This window comes from Acidovorax sp. NO-1, assembly GCF_000238595.1.
Taxonomy (GTDB): Bacteria; Pseudomonadota; Gammaproteobacteria; order Burkholderiales; family Burkholderiaceae_C; genus Acidovorax.
In genome coordinates, this window is record NZ_AGTS01000151.1 from 34,153 (window position 1) to 47,404 (window position 13,252).

Consider the following 13,252-nt stretch of genomic DNA (forward strand, 5'->3'; position numbering starts at 1 on the left):
CTCCTCAGCATGGTCGTGAATCGGTGGGTATCAATGCGCCTGCGTCCAGCAAGGTGTTGATCAGCGCCGCAAAGTCTGTGGTGGGTTCGACACCCAGCGCCGAAGTGGCGGCGGCCTCCAGCGCGTGACCCTGGGCGCAGGCGTCCAGAAAAGCCACTCCAGCGCGCGACAGGGGGTGCCACACCACTTCTGCATGGGGCCGGGTGAGCAAGGCGCCATCGCCAGTCCACTCCAGCGGCTCTTTGGGTGTCAGGCCGTCACGGTGGCTTTGCCACAGGGTGTACGCAGGATGTTCGTCGCTCCAGGCCCAGCGCGTGGCGGGGTGGGGGCGCAGTCGCATCAGGGGCAATGTGTCGGGCGTCTGCTGTGCCAGCCAGTCGCGGCCAAGTGTGGGGGTATGGGCGGTAGCGTCTGCCGCCAGATGGCATTCGGTCCAGCAGCGGTCCAGGCGCGCCACGGCACTCAGGTAGGGCAGCTCGGCCGCCGGTGCAAACCCGGTCAGAAAGTCGGCAAACCCCGCGCCGTAGTCCACCAGCAGGCCGTCAAGTGGCGGCCGGGCGCGGGCAAACACCCCCGCAGCGGCGCGGAGCCACTCTTCGCCCACCAGCTGGCACACCGTGGGGTAGTTGGCCTGCAGCGCATCGATGCAGCCTTTGAGCGCGGTGTTGCGGTACACGGCAAAGCCCGGTTGGCATTCCAGCGCAGACAGCCACGGTGCTTGCGCAGCATGGCCGAGCAACGCGGCAGAGAAGCCGTCCTGGAAGGCGCTCAGCTGCATGGGGCCTCCTCGGGCTGCGTCGCTGTGAGCGCGCTGTGGGCCTGGTCGCGCTCTGCCAGTAGTTCGCAGAAGGCGGGCAGCTGGTCGTCCCGCTCGACGAGGGTGGGCACGGGGCCGGTGCGTGCAATCACCTGTGCGTACAGCGCCCATACCCCGGGGGCGATGGGCACATCGTGGCTGTCGATCAGCAGGGCATGGCCATGCACCGGGTCGGCATGGTGGCCTGCCAGGTGGATTTCGGCCACGGCGTGCAGGGGGAACGCATGGAGGTAGGCGTGCGCGTCAAAGCCCAGGTTGTTGGCGCTGACGTACACGTTGTTCACGTCCAGCAGCAGGGCACAACCGGTGCGCTGCACCAGTTCGGCCAGAAAGTCGGTTTCGGCCCAGTCGTGGCCATCGATGTGCAGGTAGTGCGTGGGGTTCTCGATGGCGATGGGGCGTTGCAGCACGTCCTGTGTGCGGGCGATGTTGTCTGCGATGCGTTGCAAGGCAGCCTGCGTGCGCGGAAACGGCAGCAGGTCGGGCAGGTACTGCCCGCGCCAGCTGGACCAGGCCAGGTGTTCTGAAATGATGACGGGCTCCACCCGCCTTGCAAGGGCGGCCAGCCGCGTCAGGTGAGCCTCATCGGGCGGCGCATCGGCTGCGAGCGACAACGACACGCCGTGCAGTGCCACGGAGTGGCGCGCGCGGATGGCCTCCAGCCAAGCCACGCGGGGGCCGCCATCGGCCAGGTAGTTTTCGGGGTGCACCTCCCACCACAGGCCCGGGGCGGTGCAGTGCAGCGCCTCGGCATAGTGCTGGGGCTTGAGGCCCAGGCCGGCGGTGAGAGAGCACTGGGCCATGGATCAGGCCTTGGCGGGTGTCAGCGAGCCCATGCCCTTGGGGGTCTTGATAGTGGCGCAAGTGCCTGCGGGCACATACTTCCAGGCGTTGCCCTGGTAGTCCATCTTGGAGGTGCCTGCGCAGGTGGTGCCGGGGCCTGCGGCGCAGTCGTTCTTGCCCGCCATCGAGACGCCGTAGCACTTCTCCATGGCGGGCTTGGCGCCGTCCATGGGGGCCGCGTTGGTTTGGGCCATGGCGGCGCCAGAGGTCAGGGCTGCGAGGGCCAAGGCGCCGAGGCTGAGGGTGCGAGTGGACATGGTACGTTTCTCCGAGGGTTGGACAAGGGTTGAATCCGACCGGGGTGCTGCGCAGTGGCCGCGTTGAAATACCCGATCTGCGTTGTAATTCGGGCTGCGCAGCAGGCGGGTTACAGCACTGCGCAAAAAAAATGCGTGGCGACATGCCGCCAAAGTTTTTTTGCATGGCCTGTAACCCATCGGTCCCGGCATCCGAATTGCCTTCAGGGAGACACCATGGAGAGTGTGGAAGAGCGCCTGCGAGGCTTGTTGCTGCAGGGGCTGGATACCGACGCAGCCGCCTACCAGCGCTTTTTGAAAGAGCTGAGTGCCCACCTGCGCGCCTTCTTGCGCCGCCGCCTTGCGCAGCGGCCCGATGAAGTGGAAGACCTGGTGCAGGAAACGCTGCTGGCGGTGCACAACCAGCGCCACACCTACCGGCCCGACATGCCGGTGACGGCCTGGGCGCATGCCATTGCGCGCTACAAGCTCATCGACTGGCTGCGCTCGCACGCAGTGAAAGAAGGGCGCAACGACCCGCTGGACGATGCCGACGAGTTGTTTGCCAGCAGCGACAGCGAGGCCGCCGAAGCCCGGCGGGACCTGGGGCAACTGTTGCGCACGCTGCCCGACAAGCAGCGCCTGCCGATTGAGTATGTGAAGCTGGAAGGTTTGTCGGTGGTTGAGACGGCGCGCCTCACGGGGCTGTCGGAGTCAGCCGTCAAAGTCGGCGTGCACCGGGGGCTGAAGGCCTTGGCCGGCAGGATCAGAGACATGACTTACGCAAAACAGGGTTCAAGCAAATCGACGGGTGCATCCAAAGGCTCGTCGTTGCAGCCTGAATTGCGCAAGTCCCAGGAGGAATGGCATGAAAACCGATGAATTGATCCACCTGCTGGTCGCCGATGACCGGCCAGTGCAGCGCAACGCGATAGAGCAGCGGTTTTTGGTGGCCACGCTGGCGGGCATGGCCGGTGCCGGGGTGTTGATGCTGGCCCTGTTCGGCCTGCGCCCCGGTTTGCTGGCGACCATGGCGCTGCCCATGTTCTGGGGCAAGCTGGTGTTTGCGGCTGCGCTGGCTGCTGCCGGGCTGGCGCTGCTGCGCCGCATGGCCCGCCCGGGCATGGCGGTGGGGCACGCGGCGCTGTGGCTGGCCATGCCGCCGCTGGTGCTGTGGGGCATGGCCTTGTGGGCGTTGTCGCAGGTGTCGGCTGCAGAGCGCATGCCGCTCATCCTGGGAAGCACCTGGCGCACCTGTCCGTTCAGCATCGCGGCGCTGTCGGTGCCAGCGTTTGTGGCGAGCTTCTGGGCTCTCCGGGGGGCCGCGCCCACGCGCCTGGCGTGGGCGGGCGCCGGCGCCGGCTTGCTGGCAGGTGCGCTGGGTGCGCTGGTGTACGCCCTGCATTGCCCCGAAATGGCCGCCCCGTTCCTGGCGGTGTGGTACCTGGCGGGCATGGCGATTCCGACGGCGCTGGGTGCGGTGCTGGCGCCGCACCTGCTGCGCTGGTAGCTGCGCCCTTCGCCGCTGTGCAGAGGTATCGCGCAGGACCAAGTGCTCTTGCGGTGTTTTCCCGTGTACTCCTTCAGGTTTGACTGATTGGTATTAAAAATATACCATTCAGTCGTTTTGAAACCAACATGTACAGGATTTCGCCATGCGCCCTGCCGTCCTTGCCATTTCCCCTTCTGCAGTTCGTATTGCAGCCCTGCTGACCGTCACCGCACTGGGGGCGGTGATGGCGTCTGGCGCCCATGCCCAGGCCTTTGACGCGGTGCGCCTGTACGGCGCAGCGGCCGACCGCGATGGCGGAACCTTGGGGCTGGCTGTGGTAGCCGGGCATCAGTACATGGGCTCGGACGAGCGCCGCACGCGCGCCTACCCTGCCATTGACTACCGCTGGGCCAGCGGCTGGTTTGCGGGTACCACCAACGGCGTGGGCTACAACTTTTCGCGGCAGGCCGGTGTGCAATATGGTGTGCGCCTGACGGCAGACTTCGGCCGCGACGAGAGCCGCTCGGCGGTGTTGCGGGGCCTGGGGGACGTGGATGCCTGCCCGGAAATCGGTGCGTTTTACAACCTGCAACCCACGGCCCACACCTTTCTGACCTCATCGCTGCGCTACGGCGCGGGGCAGGGGCGCGATGGCCTGCTGCTGGACCTTGGGGCGGGCCTCACCGCGCAGGTAGCACCCGCATGGCGCGTGGGCGCGGGCGTAGCCACTACGTGGGCCAACGCGGCCTACACGCAGTCCTACTTTGGCGTCGATGCCGTCCAGGCTACCCGCAGCGGCCGAGGCGTTTACACAGCCGGCGCCGGTGTGCGGGATGTACGGGTGTCCGTGTCTGCCACCTACGCCATCACGCCGCGCGCATCGGCCACGGCCGCGCTGTCGTACAGTCGGCTGCAGGGCGATGCCGCCCGCAGCCCCATCGTGCGCGACCGCGCCGGGGTCAACGGCGTTCTGGCGGTGGCATACGCGTTCTGAGGGCGTCTGCGGGTAAACGGGGCTGCGCGCCCGGAGGGGAGGTCACTCGGGCGCCGCTTCACGCAGCCAGTGCGCCACCGCATCCACCCGCGCCTGGTGGATCAGCGCACCCACCTTGGGCCCGGTGAGGCCCTGGGCTGCCGCCCGCGCAGCAATGTCGCGCGTGACAACCGACTGTGCGGCCTGCAGCACGGCGGCCAGGCGCTGGCGCTGCGGGTAGGCGGCCTCGTCAAACCCCAGCCGCCCGCGTGCGTCGCACTCGCACGCCAGCAGAATCTCGGCAAACCGCTCTGGCTTGCGTATGGCGTCGCAGCGCTCCAGCAGGCGCACCAGCGCAGCGGCCGAAAGCTCGCCGCTGCGGTGGATGTTGCCGTGCTCGCGCGCCACCACATCGGCCGTCTCGCGGCAGTCCACGGGTACACGCAGCCGTTCGGCAAGTGTCCTGAGCAGCCTGGCGCTGCGCTCTTCGTGGCCGATGTGGCGCGGCAACACGTGCGCGGGCGTGGTGCCCTTGCCCAGATCGTGCACCAGGCATGCGAAGCGCACCGTGAGCGGCGCCTGCAGCCGGGCGGACATGTCCAGCACCATCATCAGGTGCACGCCGGTGTCCACCTCGGGGTGGTATTCGGCCCGCTGGGGCACGCCCCACAGGCGCGCCACTTCGGGCAACAGCACCTGCAGCGCGCCGCACGCGCGCAGCACCTCGAACATGCGCGACGGTTTTTCTTCCATCAGCCCGCGCGCCAGCTCCTGCCACACGCGCTCGGGCACCAGGTGGTCCACCTCGCCATGCGCCACCATCTCGCGCATCAGCTGCATCGTTTCTGGCGCCACGGTGAAATCAGTGAACCGCGCCGCAAACCGCGCCACGCGCAGGATGCGCACCGGGTCTTCGCGGAACGAGTCGGTCACATGGCGCAGCACCCGCGCCTCGATGTCTTTGGCGCCAGAATATGGGTCAAAAATGCCTCCAGCGCTTGTCCCATAAGCGCTAGTAGCTATTGCATTGATAGTGAGGTCGCGGCGGGAAAGGTCTTCTTCCAGCGTCACGTCGGGCGAGCTTTCCACCACAAAGCCCCGGTAGCCCCGCCCGCTCTTGCGCTCGGTGCGGGCCAGTGCGTATTCCTCGCGCGTTTCGGGGTGCAAAAACACCGGGAAGTCGCGCCCCACCGGCAGATAGCCCAGCTCCAGCATCTGCTCGGGCGTGGCACCTACCACCACCCAGTCGTGGTCGTTCACCGGCCGGCCCAGCAGCTTGTCGCGGACGGCGCCGCCCACCATGTAGATTTGCATGGAGCGAGTTTAGAACCTGCGCCGCGCCGTATATTCAACCCACCATGCCTCCATCGTCTGAACTTTCCGACCTCACCATCGCCCAGCTCAACCCCGACGGCAGCATGCCCGTGCCCACGGCGCCGGACGCAGCCGCCAACGCGGCTGCCGAGGCCCTGCAGCGCGAGGCGCAGCTCGAAGCCTTGAAAGCCAAGGTGGATGACCTGCAGGAGATCCTGGCCAAGCCGCTCAACGACATCCTGGCCGAGCACGACAAGTTCAAGGAGATGGCGGCCGCATGGGATTCGTTCGGCGCCATGTGGATGCTGTCGCAGCGCGCCATGCGCCGCGTGGCGCTGGACCTGGCCGCCACGCAGGGCGTGAGCGAAGAAGAGGTGGTGGCCCGTGCGCTGGCCTATGCCAACCAGGTGCTCAACACCGAGGACGAAGACCTGGGCGGCACCATCGCCCCCGCCCAGCTGGCGCACATCGCACGGCACAAGCCGTTTTTGCGCAAGCAGTTCCGCTAGCGGGCCCTTCAGCGCCGCAGGCGGTAGGGCTCTTCAAAGGCCAGAAAGTCCTTCTCGGCCAGGGCCTCGTCGACCCAGGCCTGCACGCCCGGCAGGGCGCGCACGCGGTCCACATAGTCTTTGATAGCGGCGGGCACAGGCAGTGCGTAGGTGTGCAGGCGCATGCACACGGGGGCAAAGTAGGCGTCGGCCACGGTGAATTCGCCAAACAGCAGGGGGCCGCCGTGCTCTTGCAGCAGCGCGCTCCACATGTCCACCAGGCGCTGCACGTCGGCGCGCACGCCGGCCTGGTCGCGCCAGATCAGCGCGCCCGTGTCGGGCAGGTGGGCCTCGATGTTCATGGGGCAGTGGCTGCGCAGGGCGGTGAAGCCGCTGTGCATCTCGGCGCAGACGCTGCGTGCGCGAGCGCGTGCCTTGGCGTCTGCGGGCCAGAGCTTCTTGTCGGGGTGGGTTTCGGCCACGTATTCGGCAATCGCCAGCGTGTCCCACACCACCAGGTCACCATCCACCAGCACCGGCACCTTGCCCGTGGGGCTCACGGGTCCCATCGTGCGCTTGAACTCCGAGTTGGCGTCAAAGCTGTCGAAGCGCACGCGCACTTCTTCAAACACGATGCCCGCCTGCTTGAGCAGCACCCAGGGGCGCATGGACCAGGACGAGTAGTTCTTGTTGCCGATATAAAGCTTGAGCATGGTGGGCCTCTGAAGTGAAGAGATCAGCCCGCCATGCTAGCGGCTACCGGGCGCAGCCGCGATGCCAAAAATCGGCCTGAATGATGCGCAGCAGGCATCACCGGCCACCGGGCCGGTGGTCAGACCGGCCAGACCACGCCGTTGTCGTTCAGGATGGCATCGAGCGGAAGATCGAACTCTTCGGGCTCAAAGTCGTCCAGATAGCCATGCGTGAAACCAAGACCCACGGTAAAAGGCTGCGGCTGCAGCGTGGCCAGGGTGCGGTCGTAAAAGCCACCACCGTAGCCCAGCCGGTAGCCGCCCGGCGCGTAGCCCACGCAGGGCACAAACAGCAGCGTGGGCACGATGACCTCGGTGTCCTTGGGCTTGGGGATGCCGTAGGCGTCTTCTTCCATGGGGCAGCCGGGGTACCAGGCGTGGAAGGTGAGCGTCTTGTGCTGCTTGTTGACCACGGGCAGGCCGATGCGGCGCAGCTGGGGTTCGTCCAGCAGCTCGCCGTCTTCCTTCCAGCGGTGCAGGGCGGGCAGGGGGTCGAACTCGCCCTTGATGGGCCAGTAGGCGCCGATCACCGTATCCGGCCGGTTCACCAGCCAGATGCGCATCACCTGCTGCAACAGGTCGGATCGCTGCAGGCGGTCGGGCAGGTTGAGGCGTTCTTCAATCAATGCGCGCCGAAGGGCTGCTTTGTCCATCAGATAATTCCCCCATGCAATTTCTCAGAGCGATTCTGACACCCCTTGTGGCCGCTACCGTGCTGGCCGCCACCGCGCCCCTTGTCCTGGCGCAAAACCGTGGTGACGAGACCCTGCTGGAGATGCACCAGGCCTTCCGCAAGGGCGACCGCAGCAAGCTGGCGCAGCTGCTGCCCGCTGCACGCGGGCATGCGCTGGAGCCCTGGGCGGCCTACTGGGAGCTCAAGGCGCGCCTGGGCGAGGCACAGCCGGCCGAAATCCAGTCGTTTTTGCAGCGCTACGCGGGCAGCTACCAGGAAGACCGCCTGCGCAACGACTGGCTGCTGCTGCTGGGCCAGCGGCGCGACTGGTCGCAATTTGCCGAACAGCACCCCCACTTTCGCATGTCGGACGACCGTGAGGTGCGCTGTTACGCCCTGCTGATCGACCAGATCAAGGGCACCGCGCCCGCCACTGCGGCAGACGAAGTGCGCCGCAACTGGTATGCACAGCGCGATGCCGACGACGGCTGCACCCACGCGGCGGGCGAGTTTTTCAGCTACAAGAAGCTCTCGGCGCTGGATGTCTGGCGCAAGGCCCGGCTGGGTGCCGAAGCCAACCGCCCGCGCGCGGTGCGGGCGGCGGTGGAGATCGTGGCCCCCGAGGCGCTGGGGCAGCTCAAAGAGGCTTTGGACGCGCCCAGCAAATACCTGTCTTCGCGCTCCACAGCCGGTGGCCGGGTGCGCCAGGAGCTGGTGTTGCTAGCCCTCATCCGGCTGGCTGGGGGCGACCCCGATGGCGCCGCCCACCAGCTCGACAGCAAGTGGAGCGAATACCTTTCTGCCGAAGAGCGCAACTGGGCCTGGGGCGTTATTGGCAAATCTGCCGCGCAGAAGCTGGCGGGCAGCGCGCACGGCTATTTCTCCAACGTGACGCGCAGCAGCCACCTCAACGACGACTTGCTGGGCTGGAAGGTGCGCGCCGCCTTGCGCGCCGGCCAGTGGAAAACGGTGAGCAATGCCGTGGACGCCATGAGCGACGAGGCCCGTCAGGACAGCACCTGGGTGTACTGGAAGGCGCGCGCCTTGCTGGCGGGCAAGCCCGGCGAGGCGGACCGTGCCGAGGCGCGCCAGCTGCTGGAAGGCATTGCCAGCACGCGCGGCTTTTACGAAATGCTGGCGCTGGAGGAGCTGGGCCAGCGCATCACCACGCCGCCCGCCCCCGCGCCGCTCACGGCCGAGGAAAAGGCCGCCGCCCGCGCCAACCCAGGGCTGAATCGCGGCCTGTACGCCATCCTGCTCGGGCTGCGCAGCGAAGGCGTGCGCGAGTGGAACTACACCACCAACCTGCACCAGAGCGGCGGCATGGGCGACCGCGAGCTGCTGGCCGCCGCCGACTTCGCCTGCCAGCGCGAGGTGTGGGACCGCTGCATCAACACCAGCGAACGCACCAAGAGCGTCGTCGATGTCGCGCAGCGCTTTCCCACGCCGTTTCGCAGCGCGGTGGTGGAGCGCGCCAACGCTATCGGCCTGGACCCGGCCTACGTGTACGGCCTGATCCGCCAGGAAAGCCGCTTCATCATGGATGCGCGCTCGCACGTCGGCGCATCGGGCCTCATGCAGGTCATGCCCGCCACGGCGCGCTGGACGGCCCGCAAGATCGGCATGACCAACTTCACCGCCGACCAGATCAACGACCGCGACACCAACATCGCCATCGGCACGGCCTACCTCAAGCTGGCGCTGGATGATTTTGCGGGCTCCATGCCCATGGCCGCCGCGGCCTACAACGCCGGCCCCGGCCGCCCGCGCAGCTGGCGCAACGGCCCCGTGCTGGATGCCGCCATCTGGGCCGAGAACGTGCCCTTTGCCGAAACGCGCGACTACGTGAAGAAGGTGCTGTCCAACACCACCAACTACGCCGCCATGCTCACGGGGCAGCCGCAGTCGCTCAAAAGCCGTCTGGGCACCGTCGGCCCGCGTGATGCGGCCGCGCCCGAGGTGAACAAGGACCTGCCTTGACGCAGGGGTTGCCGAAGACTGGGGCAGGCGGTGAATGGAAGAATAACGGTTTTGCTATAAATATAAGAGCTGTCAGCGCTTGGTCGATAAGCGCTGAAGCCTGATTTGATTGTGATTTTTTGGGAGGAGAGGGATGACAAAGCGCAAAGAGATGGTGGCTGCTGCGGCCATCGGACTCATGCTGTGGGCGACCTGCGGGGCTGCCCAGGCGCAGCCGGTCTACAAATGGGTGGACGAGAACGGCAAGACCCACTACGGATCACAGCCACCGCCCGCCAAGCCGGACGCCGCGCCCCTCAAGCTGCAAGGCAGCAACGGTACCAGCGGCGGCGCGGGTGCGGCCGGCAAGGGCAGCGCCAGCGCCCGTGCCCAACAGGAATACAACCCCGACGGCACCAAGAAGGTTCCCAAGGACGTGGCGGAGTTCGGCAAGGCCCTCAAGGATTCTCTGGGCAAGGTGGACAGCAAGCAGGTGCCGCTGAACTGCACCGCGGCTGTGGACAACATCCAATACCAGGCCGACCTGATGCTGGAAGTGGGCCAGAAGAACGTGCGCGACGGCTACATGACACAGGCGGCTTTCGACGCCACGGCGCCCAAGATCCGCGAAGCCAGGGGCAAGTACAGCGTGTCGGACTGCCAGGGGGCGTCAGGCAACAAGAAGTCGTTCTACCAGTGCATGTCCAGCAGCTACAACCACGTGACGGGTTGCGACAAGCAGTTCAAGCACTGACCTGCTGAGCCCGGGCCCTCAGCCAGGCGCTCATGCGTTGTGCAGCATCTGCGCGTGGCGGGTGGCTGCGCCTGAGCGCACCAGCTCATCGGCCAGATGGGCGAGCCATTCGCCTTCGGCCTGCTCGGCAAAGTGGCGTGCGCGCAGCATGCCGAAGTAGGGTGTGGCCTGCGCCCAAGCCCTGAGGTCTTCCATGCGGATCTGCTGCCACTCCAGCAGCTTGTACTTGAGCAGCACCTTGGCTGCATACATCGCGTGTTTGCCCGGGTTGCGCACAAAGCCGTCGAGGCGCCGCCGTGCGCCGTCGATGGCGCGGGGGGCATCGGCAAATACGGGGCCGTGGCCGGGGATGACCACCCGGGGCGAGAGCTTTTCGATCACGTCCAGCGTGGCGGCGACATCGGCAAACGCATCGTCACCCTCCAGCTCGGGAAACACCACGCCAAAACCGTTTTCCCACAGTGCGTCGGCCGAGATCAGGATGCGGTCCCGGGGCTCGAACAACACCACCGAATGGGGGTCGTGGCCGGGCGCAGCGTGCACCTGCCACGGGGTATCGCCCAGCAGCACGCTGGAGCCCGGCTCCAGCACCGCCTCAAAGCGGAACTGCGGGCATTCCTGGCCGGTGGGGGTGTAGCTCAGCGCATAGGCGTCCCACTGGCGCACCTGGGTGGCCTGGCCCGGGGGGATGGCCGTGTGCACGGCAGGCCATGCACGTTGCAGCGCGGCGTTGCCGCCGCAGTGGTCGCTGTGCAGGTGGGTGTTGAGCACCCGGTCCAGCGCCCGCCCGCCGAGGGCATCCTGCACCAGCGCCACGGTCTGGTCCGCATGGCTGCAGTAGCCGGTGTCCACCAGTGCGGTGTCGTGCTGGCCGATGAAGAGGATGTTGTTGGCCGACAGCCAGCCGCGTTCCAGGACGGTGATGGCAGGGGGAAGAAGCGCGTGGGGAGCGGGGCTGTGGGGCATGGGCGGCATGAGGGGCGTGGTCATTGCAGCGGCAGGGTGCCACGGCGTGCGGTAACGCGCCAGCGTACCCCACGCGCCGGGGTAACCAAGCCCTCCAAAACCCGCAATCAACAATGAAGGGCCAGGGCCAGGGTGCGGTGGCGGCCGCCCTGGTGTGGGCTGCAACAAGGGCGCCGAAGCGCCCTTGGGAATGAAATGGTGAAGCAGTAATGCGGTGGGGGCTCAGCGCCCCCCGGCGCACTACGCGGTGGGTGACCGCAGCTCGCGCCGCAGGATCTTGCCCACGTTGCTCTTGGGCAGTTCGTCGCGGAACTCGATGTACTTGGGGCGCTTGTAGCCGGTGAGGTTCTGGTGGCAGTAGTTGGCCACCTCGTCCTCCGTCAGGGCCGGGTCGTTCTTGATGATGAAGACCTTGATGGCTTCGCCCTGCTTTTCGTCGGGAATGCCGATGGCCGCGCATTCCACCACGCCGGGGCACATGCTGATGACCTGCTCCAGCTCGTTGGGGAACACGTTGAAGCCGCTCACCAAAATCATGTCCTTCTTGCGGTCGATGATGCGGGTGAAGCCCTGCGCGTCCATGATGCCGATGTCGCCCGTGCGCATGAAGCCGTCTGGGGTGAAGGCCTTGGCATTCTCTTCGGGCTGGTTGTAGTAGCCCGTCATCACGTTGGGGCCGCGGATGCAGATCTCGCCCGATTCGCCCTGGGGCAGGCTGTTGCCTTCGTCGTCCTTGATGGCAATGTCGATGCCCGGCAGCGGCAGGCCGATGTTGCCGCTAAACGACGTGTTGTTCACCGGGTTGTTGGTGCCGATGGCGCAGGTCTCGCTCATGCCCCAGCCCTCGATCATGGTGCTGCCGGTCACTTTTTGCCACTGCTTGGCCGTGCCTTCGCTGGCCGCCATGCCTCCGGCCTGCGACACGCACAGGTGCGAGAAATCGAGTGCACGGAACTGCGGGTTCTGCAGCAGCGCGTTGAACAGCGTGTTCACTGCGGGCAGCATGTGGAAGGGGCGTTTCTTGAGCTCGGCGACAAACTTCGGAATGTCGCGCGGATTGGGAATCAGCGTGAGGCTGGAGCCCTGGCGTATGGCCAGCAGGCACAGCGTGAGCGCAAAGATGTGGTACAGCGGCAGCGCGGCAATGCTGTTGGCCTTGCTCACATCGCCCACCTTGGACAGCGCGGGCGTGAACCACGCCTCGGCCTGCAGCGTGGCGGCCACGATGTTGCGGTGGGTGAGCACTGCGCCCTTCGACAGGCCTGTGGTGCCCCCCGTGTACTGCAGGAAGGCAATGGAGTCGAGCGTGGCCTGGCTGGGTGCGAGCGACTTGTGCTCGCCCAGCGACAGCGCCTTCTTGAAGGTGACGACCTTGCGGCCATTGGACAGCGGCAGCTCATACGCAGGCACCATCTTGGCGAGATGCCGCACGGCAAAGGTGATCCATTTGCCAAACCAGAAACCCAGCAGGTCGCCCATGGAGGCCATCACCACGTGCTTCACGGCCGTGTGGTCCACCACCTCGGCCAGCGTGTGGGCAAAGTTCTCCAGGATCACGATGGCCGTGGCGCCCGAGTCCTTGAGCTGGTGCTGCAGCTCGCGCGCGGTGTAGAGCGGGTTCACGTTCACGCAGGTGTAGCCGGCGCGCAGCACGGCGGCCATGGTCACGCCAAACTGCGGGATGTTGGGCAGCATGATGGCCACGCGCGCGCCGGGCTCGAGCCCCAGGCTTTGCAGGTAGGCGCCCAGCGCGGCCGAGCGGCGCTCGAGCTCGCCATAGCTCATCCACTGGTCCATGCAGACCGAAAACGGGCTCTTTGCGTGTTTGCGGAACGACTCTTCCAGCAGGTGGGCCACAGAGCGGTATTGCTCGGGCTGCACGTCATGCGGGACGCCCGGGGGGTAGCTCTTGAGCCAGATCTTTTCCATGCGCTTGTTTCCTTGTGCTCGCCAAATGCCATTGATAGGTGGGCACAGATTGTGGA

Annotated in this window: 14 protein-coding genes; 6 read left to right on the forward strand and 8 right to left on the reverse strand. The window is 66.6% G+C overall.

From position 1 onward, the window contains the following. Positions 1-4: 4 nt before the first annotated feature. From KYG_RS22160 to KYG_RS22170, 3 genes are read right to left on the reverse strand one after another with little or no spacing between them, the layout of a single operon-like run. Positions 5-778 carry a DNA-binding domain-containing protein gene (locus KYG_RS22160; protein ID WP_008907175.1) on the reverse strand — a complete coding sequence of 258 codons (774 nt, stop codon included), beginning with the start codon at positions 776-778 and terminating at the stop codon, positions 5-7. Further along, the gene (locus tag KYG_RS22165) at positions 769-1,620 is read right to left on the reverse strand and encodes a DUF692 domain-containing protein (protein WP_008907176.1); all 852 of its coding nucleotides are present in this window, start codon (positions 1,618-1,620) and stop codon (positions 769-771) included. The genes KYG_RS22160 and KYG_RS22165 overlap by 10 nt, the downstream gene beginning before the upstream one ends. 3 nt (positions 1,621-1,623) lie before the next feature. After that, complete coding sequence (locus KYG_RS22170; RefSeq protein ID WP_008907177.1) at positions 1,624-1,917, reverse strand: DUF2282 domain-containing protein; 294 nt, start codon at positions 1,915-1,917, stop codon at positions 1,624-1,626. A 216-nt stretch (positions 1,918-2,133) separates the two neighbouring features. Between KYG_RS22170 and KYG_RS22175 the strand changes: the two genes are divergently transcribed. The 3 genes from KYG_RS22175 (at position 2,134) to KYG_RS22185 (ending at position 4,382) form a co-directional block, all read left to right on the forward strand. After that, positions 2,134-2,778 carry a sigma-70 family RNA polymerase sigma factor gene (locus KYG_RS22175; protein ID WP_008907178.1) on the forward strand — a complete coding sequence of 215 codons (645 nt, stop codon included), beginning with the start codon at positions 2,134-2,136 and terminating at the stop codon, positions 2,776-2,778. Further along, positions 2,765-3,406 (forward strand): NrsF family protein, encoded by a 642-nt coding sequence (locus KYG_RS22180; RefSeq protein WP_008907179.1) that lies wholly within the window; start codon positions 2,765-2,767, stop codon positions 3,404-3,406. The genes KYG_RS22175 and KYG_RS22180 overlap by 14 nt, the downstream gene beginning before the upstream one ends. A 145-nt stretch (positions 3,407-3,551) precedes the next feature. Further along, entirely contained in the window at positions 3,552-4,382 is an 831-nt protein-coding gene (locus KYG_RS22185; protein WP_008907180.1) for a MipA/OmpV family protein, read from the forward strand. A 42-nt stretch (positions 4,383-4,424) separates the two neighbouring features. On the opposite strand, the gene KYG_RS22190 is transcribed toward KYG_RS22185, so the two are convergent. Continuing rightward, positions 4,425-5,675 carry a multifunctional CCA addition/repair protein gene (locus tag KYG_RS22190; RefSeq protein WP_034695880.1) on the reverse strand — a complete coding sequence of 417 codons (1,251 nt, stop codon included), beginning with the start codon at positions 5,673-5,675 and terminating at the stop codon, positions 4,425-4,427. 44 nt (positions 5,676-5,719) lie between these two features. Between KYG_RS22190 and KYG_RS22195 the strand changes: the two genes are divergently transcribed. Continuing rightward, positions 5,720-6,184, forward strand: a complete 465-nt coding sequence (locus KYG_RS22195; RefSeq protein ID WP_008907182.1) for a hypothetical protein — start codon at positions 5,720-5,722, stop codon at positions 6,182-6,184. Positions 6,185-6,192: 8 nt separating this feature from the next. On the opposite strand, the gene KYG_RS22200 is transcribed toward KYG_RS22195, so the two are convergent. Together KYG_RS22200 and KYG_RS22205 are read right to left on the reverse strand one after the other, a co-directional pair. After that, positions 6,193-6,876 carry a glutathione S-transferase family protein gene (locus tag KYG_RS22200; protein WP_008907183.1) on the reverse strand — a complete coding sequence of 228 codons (684 nt, stop codon included), beginning with the start codon at positions 6,874-6,876 and terminating at the stop codon, positions 6,193-6,195. Between the two features lie 119 nt (positions 6,877-6,995). Beyond that, positions 6,996-7,568 (reverse strand): 5-formyltetrahydrofolate cyclo-ligase, encoded by a 573-nt coding sequence (locus tag KYG_RS22205; RefSeq protein WP_008907184.1) that lies wholly within the window; start codon positions 7,566-7,568, stop codon positions 6,996-6,998. Between the two features lie 14 nt (positions 7,569-7,582). On the opposite strand from KYG_RS22205, the gene KYG_RS22210 reads away from it, so the two are divergent. Further along, a complete protein-coding gene (locus tag KYG_RS22210; protein WP_008907185.1) occupies positions 7,583-9,568 on the forward strand; it encodes a lytic transglycosylase domain-containing protein in 1,986 nt (661 codons plus the stop codon). Between the two features lie 133 nt (positions 9,569-9,701). Continuing rightward, a complete protein-coding gene (locus KYG_RS22215; protein ID WP_008907186.1) occupies positions 9,702-10,301 on the forward strand; it encodes a DUF4124 domain-containing protein in 600 nt (199 codons plus the stop codon). Positions 10,302-10,331: 30 nt separating this feature from the next. Here KYG_RS22215 and KYG_RS22220 read toward each other — a convergent pair whose 3' ends face one another. Further along, positions 10,332-11,291, reverse strand: coding sequence for an MBL fold metallo-hydrolase (locus KYG_RS22220; protein WP_008907187.1), 960 nt, complete (start codon positions 11,289-11,291; stop codon positions 10,332-10,334). 216 nt (positions 11,292-11,507) lie between these two features. Then, on the reverse strand, positions 11,508-13,196 hold the full coding sequence (locus KYG_RS22225) for an AMP-binding protein (protein ID WP_008907188.1): 1,689 nt from the start codon (positions 13,194-13,196) through the stop codon (positions 11,508-11,510). Positions 13,197-13,252: the final 56 nt, after the last annotated feature.

What these genes read in the sequence shown, in the direction of transcription:
- KYG_RS22160 (WP_008907175.1), bottom strand. Translation starts at nt 778, where the DNA reads ATGCAGCTGAGCGCCTTCCAGGACGGCTTCTCTGCCGCGTTGCTCGGC.
- KYG_RS22165 (WP_008907176.1), bottom strand. Translation starts at nt 1,620, where the DNA reads ATGGCCCAGTGCTCTCTCACCGCCGGCCTGGGCCTCAAGCCCCAGCAC.
- KYG_RS22170 (WP_008907177.1), bottom strand. Translation starts at nt 1,917, where the DNA reads ATGTCCACTCGCACCCTCAGCCTCGGCGCCTTGGCCCTCGCAGCCCTG.
- KYG_RS22175 (WP_008907178.1), top strand. Translation starts at nt 2,134, where the DNA reads ATGGAGAGTGTGGAAGAGCGCCTGCGAGGCTTGTTGCTGCAGGGGCTG.
- KYG_RS22180 (WP_008907179.1), top strand. Translation starts at nt 2,765, where the DNA reads ATGAAAACCGATGAATTGATCCACCTGCTGGTCGCCGATGACCGGCCA.
- KYG_RS22185 (WP_008907180.1), top strand. Translation starts at nt 3,552, where the DNA reads ATGCGCCCTGCCGTCCTTGCCATTTCCCCTTCTGCAGTTCGTATTGCA.
- KYG_RS22190 (WP_034695880.1), bottom strand. Translation starts at nt 5,675, where the DNA reads ATGCAAATCTACATGGTGGGCGGCGCCGTCCGCGACAAGCTGCTGGGC.
- KYG_RS22195 (WP_008907182.1), top strand. Translation starts at nt 5,720, where the DNA reads ATGCCTCCATCGTCTGAACTTTCCGACCTCACCATCGCCCAGCTCAAC.
- KYG_RS22200 (WP_008907183.1), bottom strand. Translation starts at nt 6,876, where the DNA reads ATGCTCAAGCTTTATATCGGCAACAAGAACTACTCGTCCTGGTCCATG.
- KYG_RS22205 (WP_008907184.1), bottom strand. Translation starts at nt 7,568, where the DNA reads ATGGACAAAGCAGCCCTTCGGCGCGCATTGATTGAAGAACGCCTCAAC.
- KYG_RS22210 (WP_008907185.1), top strand. Translation starts at nt 7,583, where the DNA reads ATGCAATTTCTCAGAGCGATTCTGACACCCCTTGTGGCCGCTACCGTG.
- KYG_RS22215 (WP_008907186.1), top strand. Translation starts at nt 9,702, where the DNA reads ATGACAAAGCGCAAAGAGATGGTGGCTGCTGCGGCCATCGGACTCATG.
- KYG_RS22220 (WP_008907187.1), bottom strand. Translation starts at nt 11,291, where the DNA reads ATGACCACGCCCCTCATGCCGCCCATGCCCCACAGCCCCGCTCCCCAC.
- KYG_RS22225 (WP_008907188.1), bottom strand. Translation starts at nt 13,196, where the DNA reads ATGGAAAAGATCTGGCTCAAGAGCTACCCCCCGGGCGTCCCGCATGAC.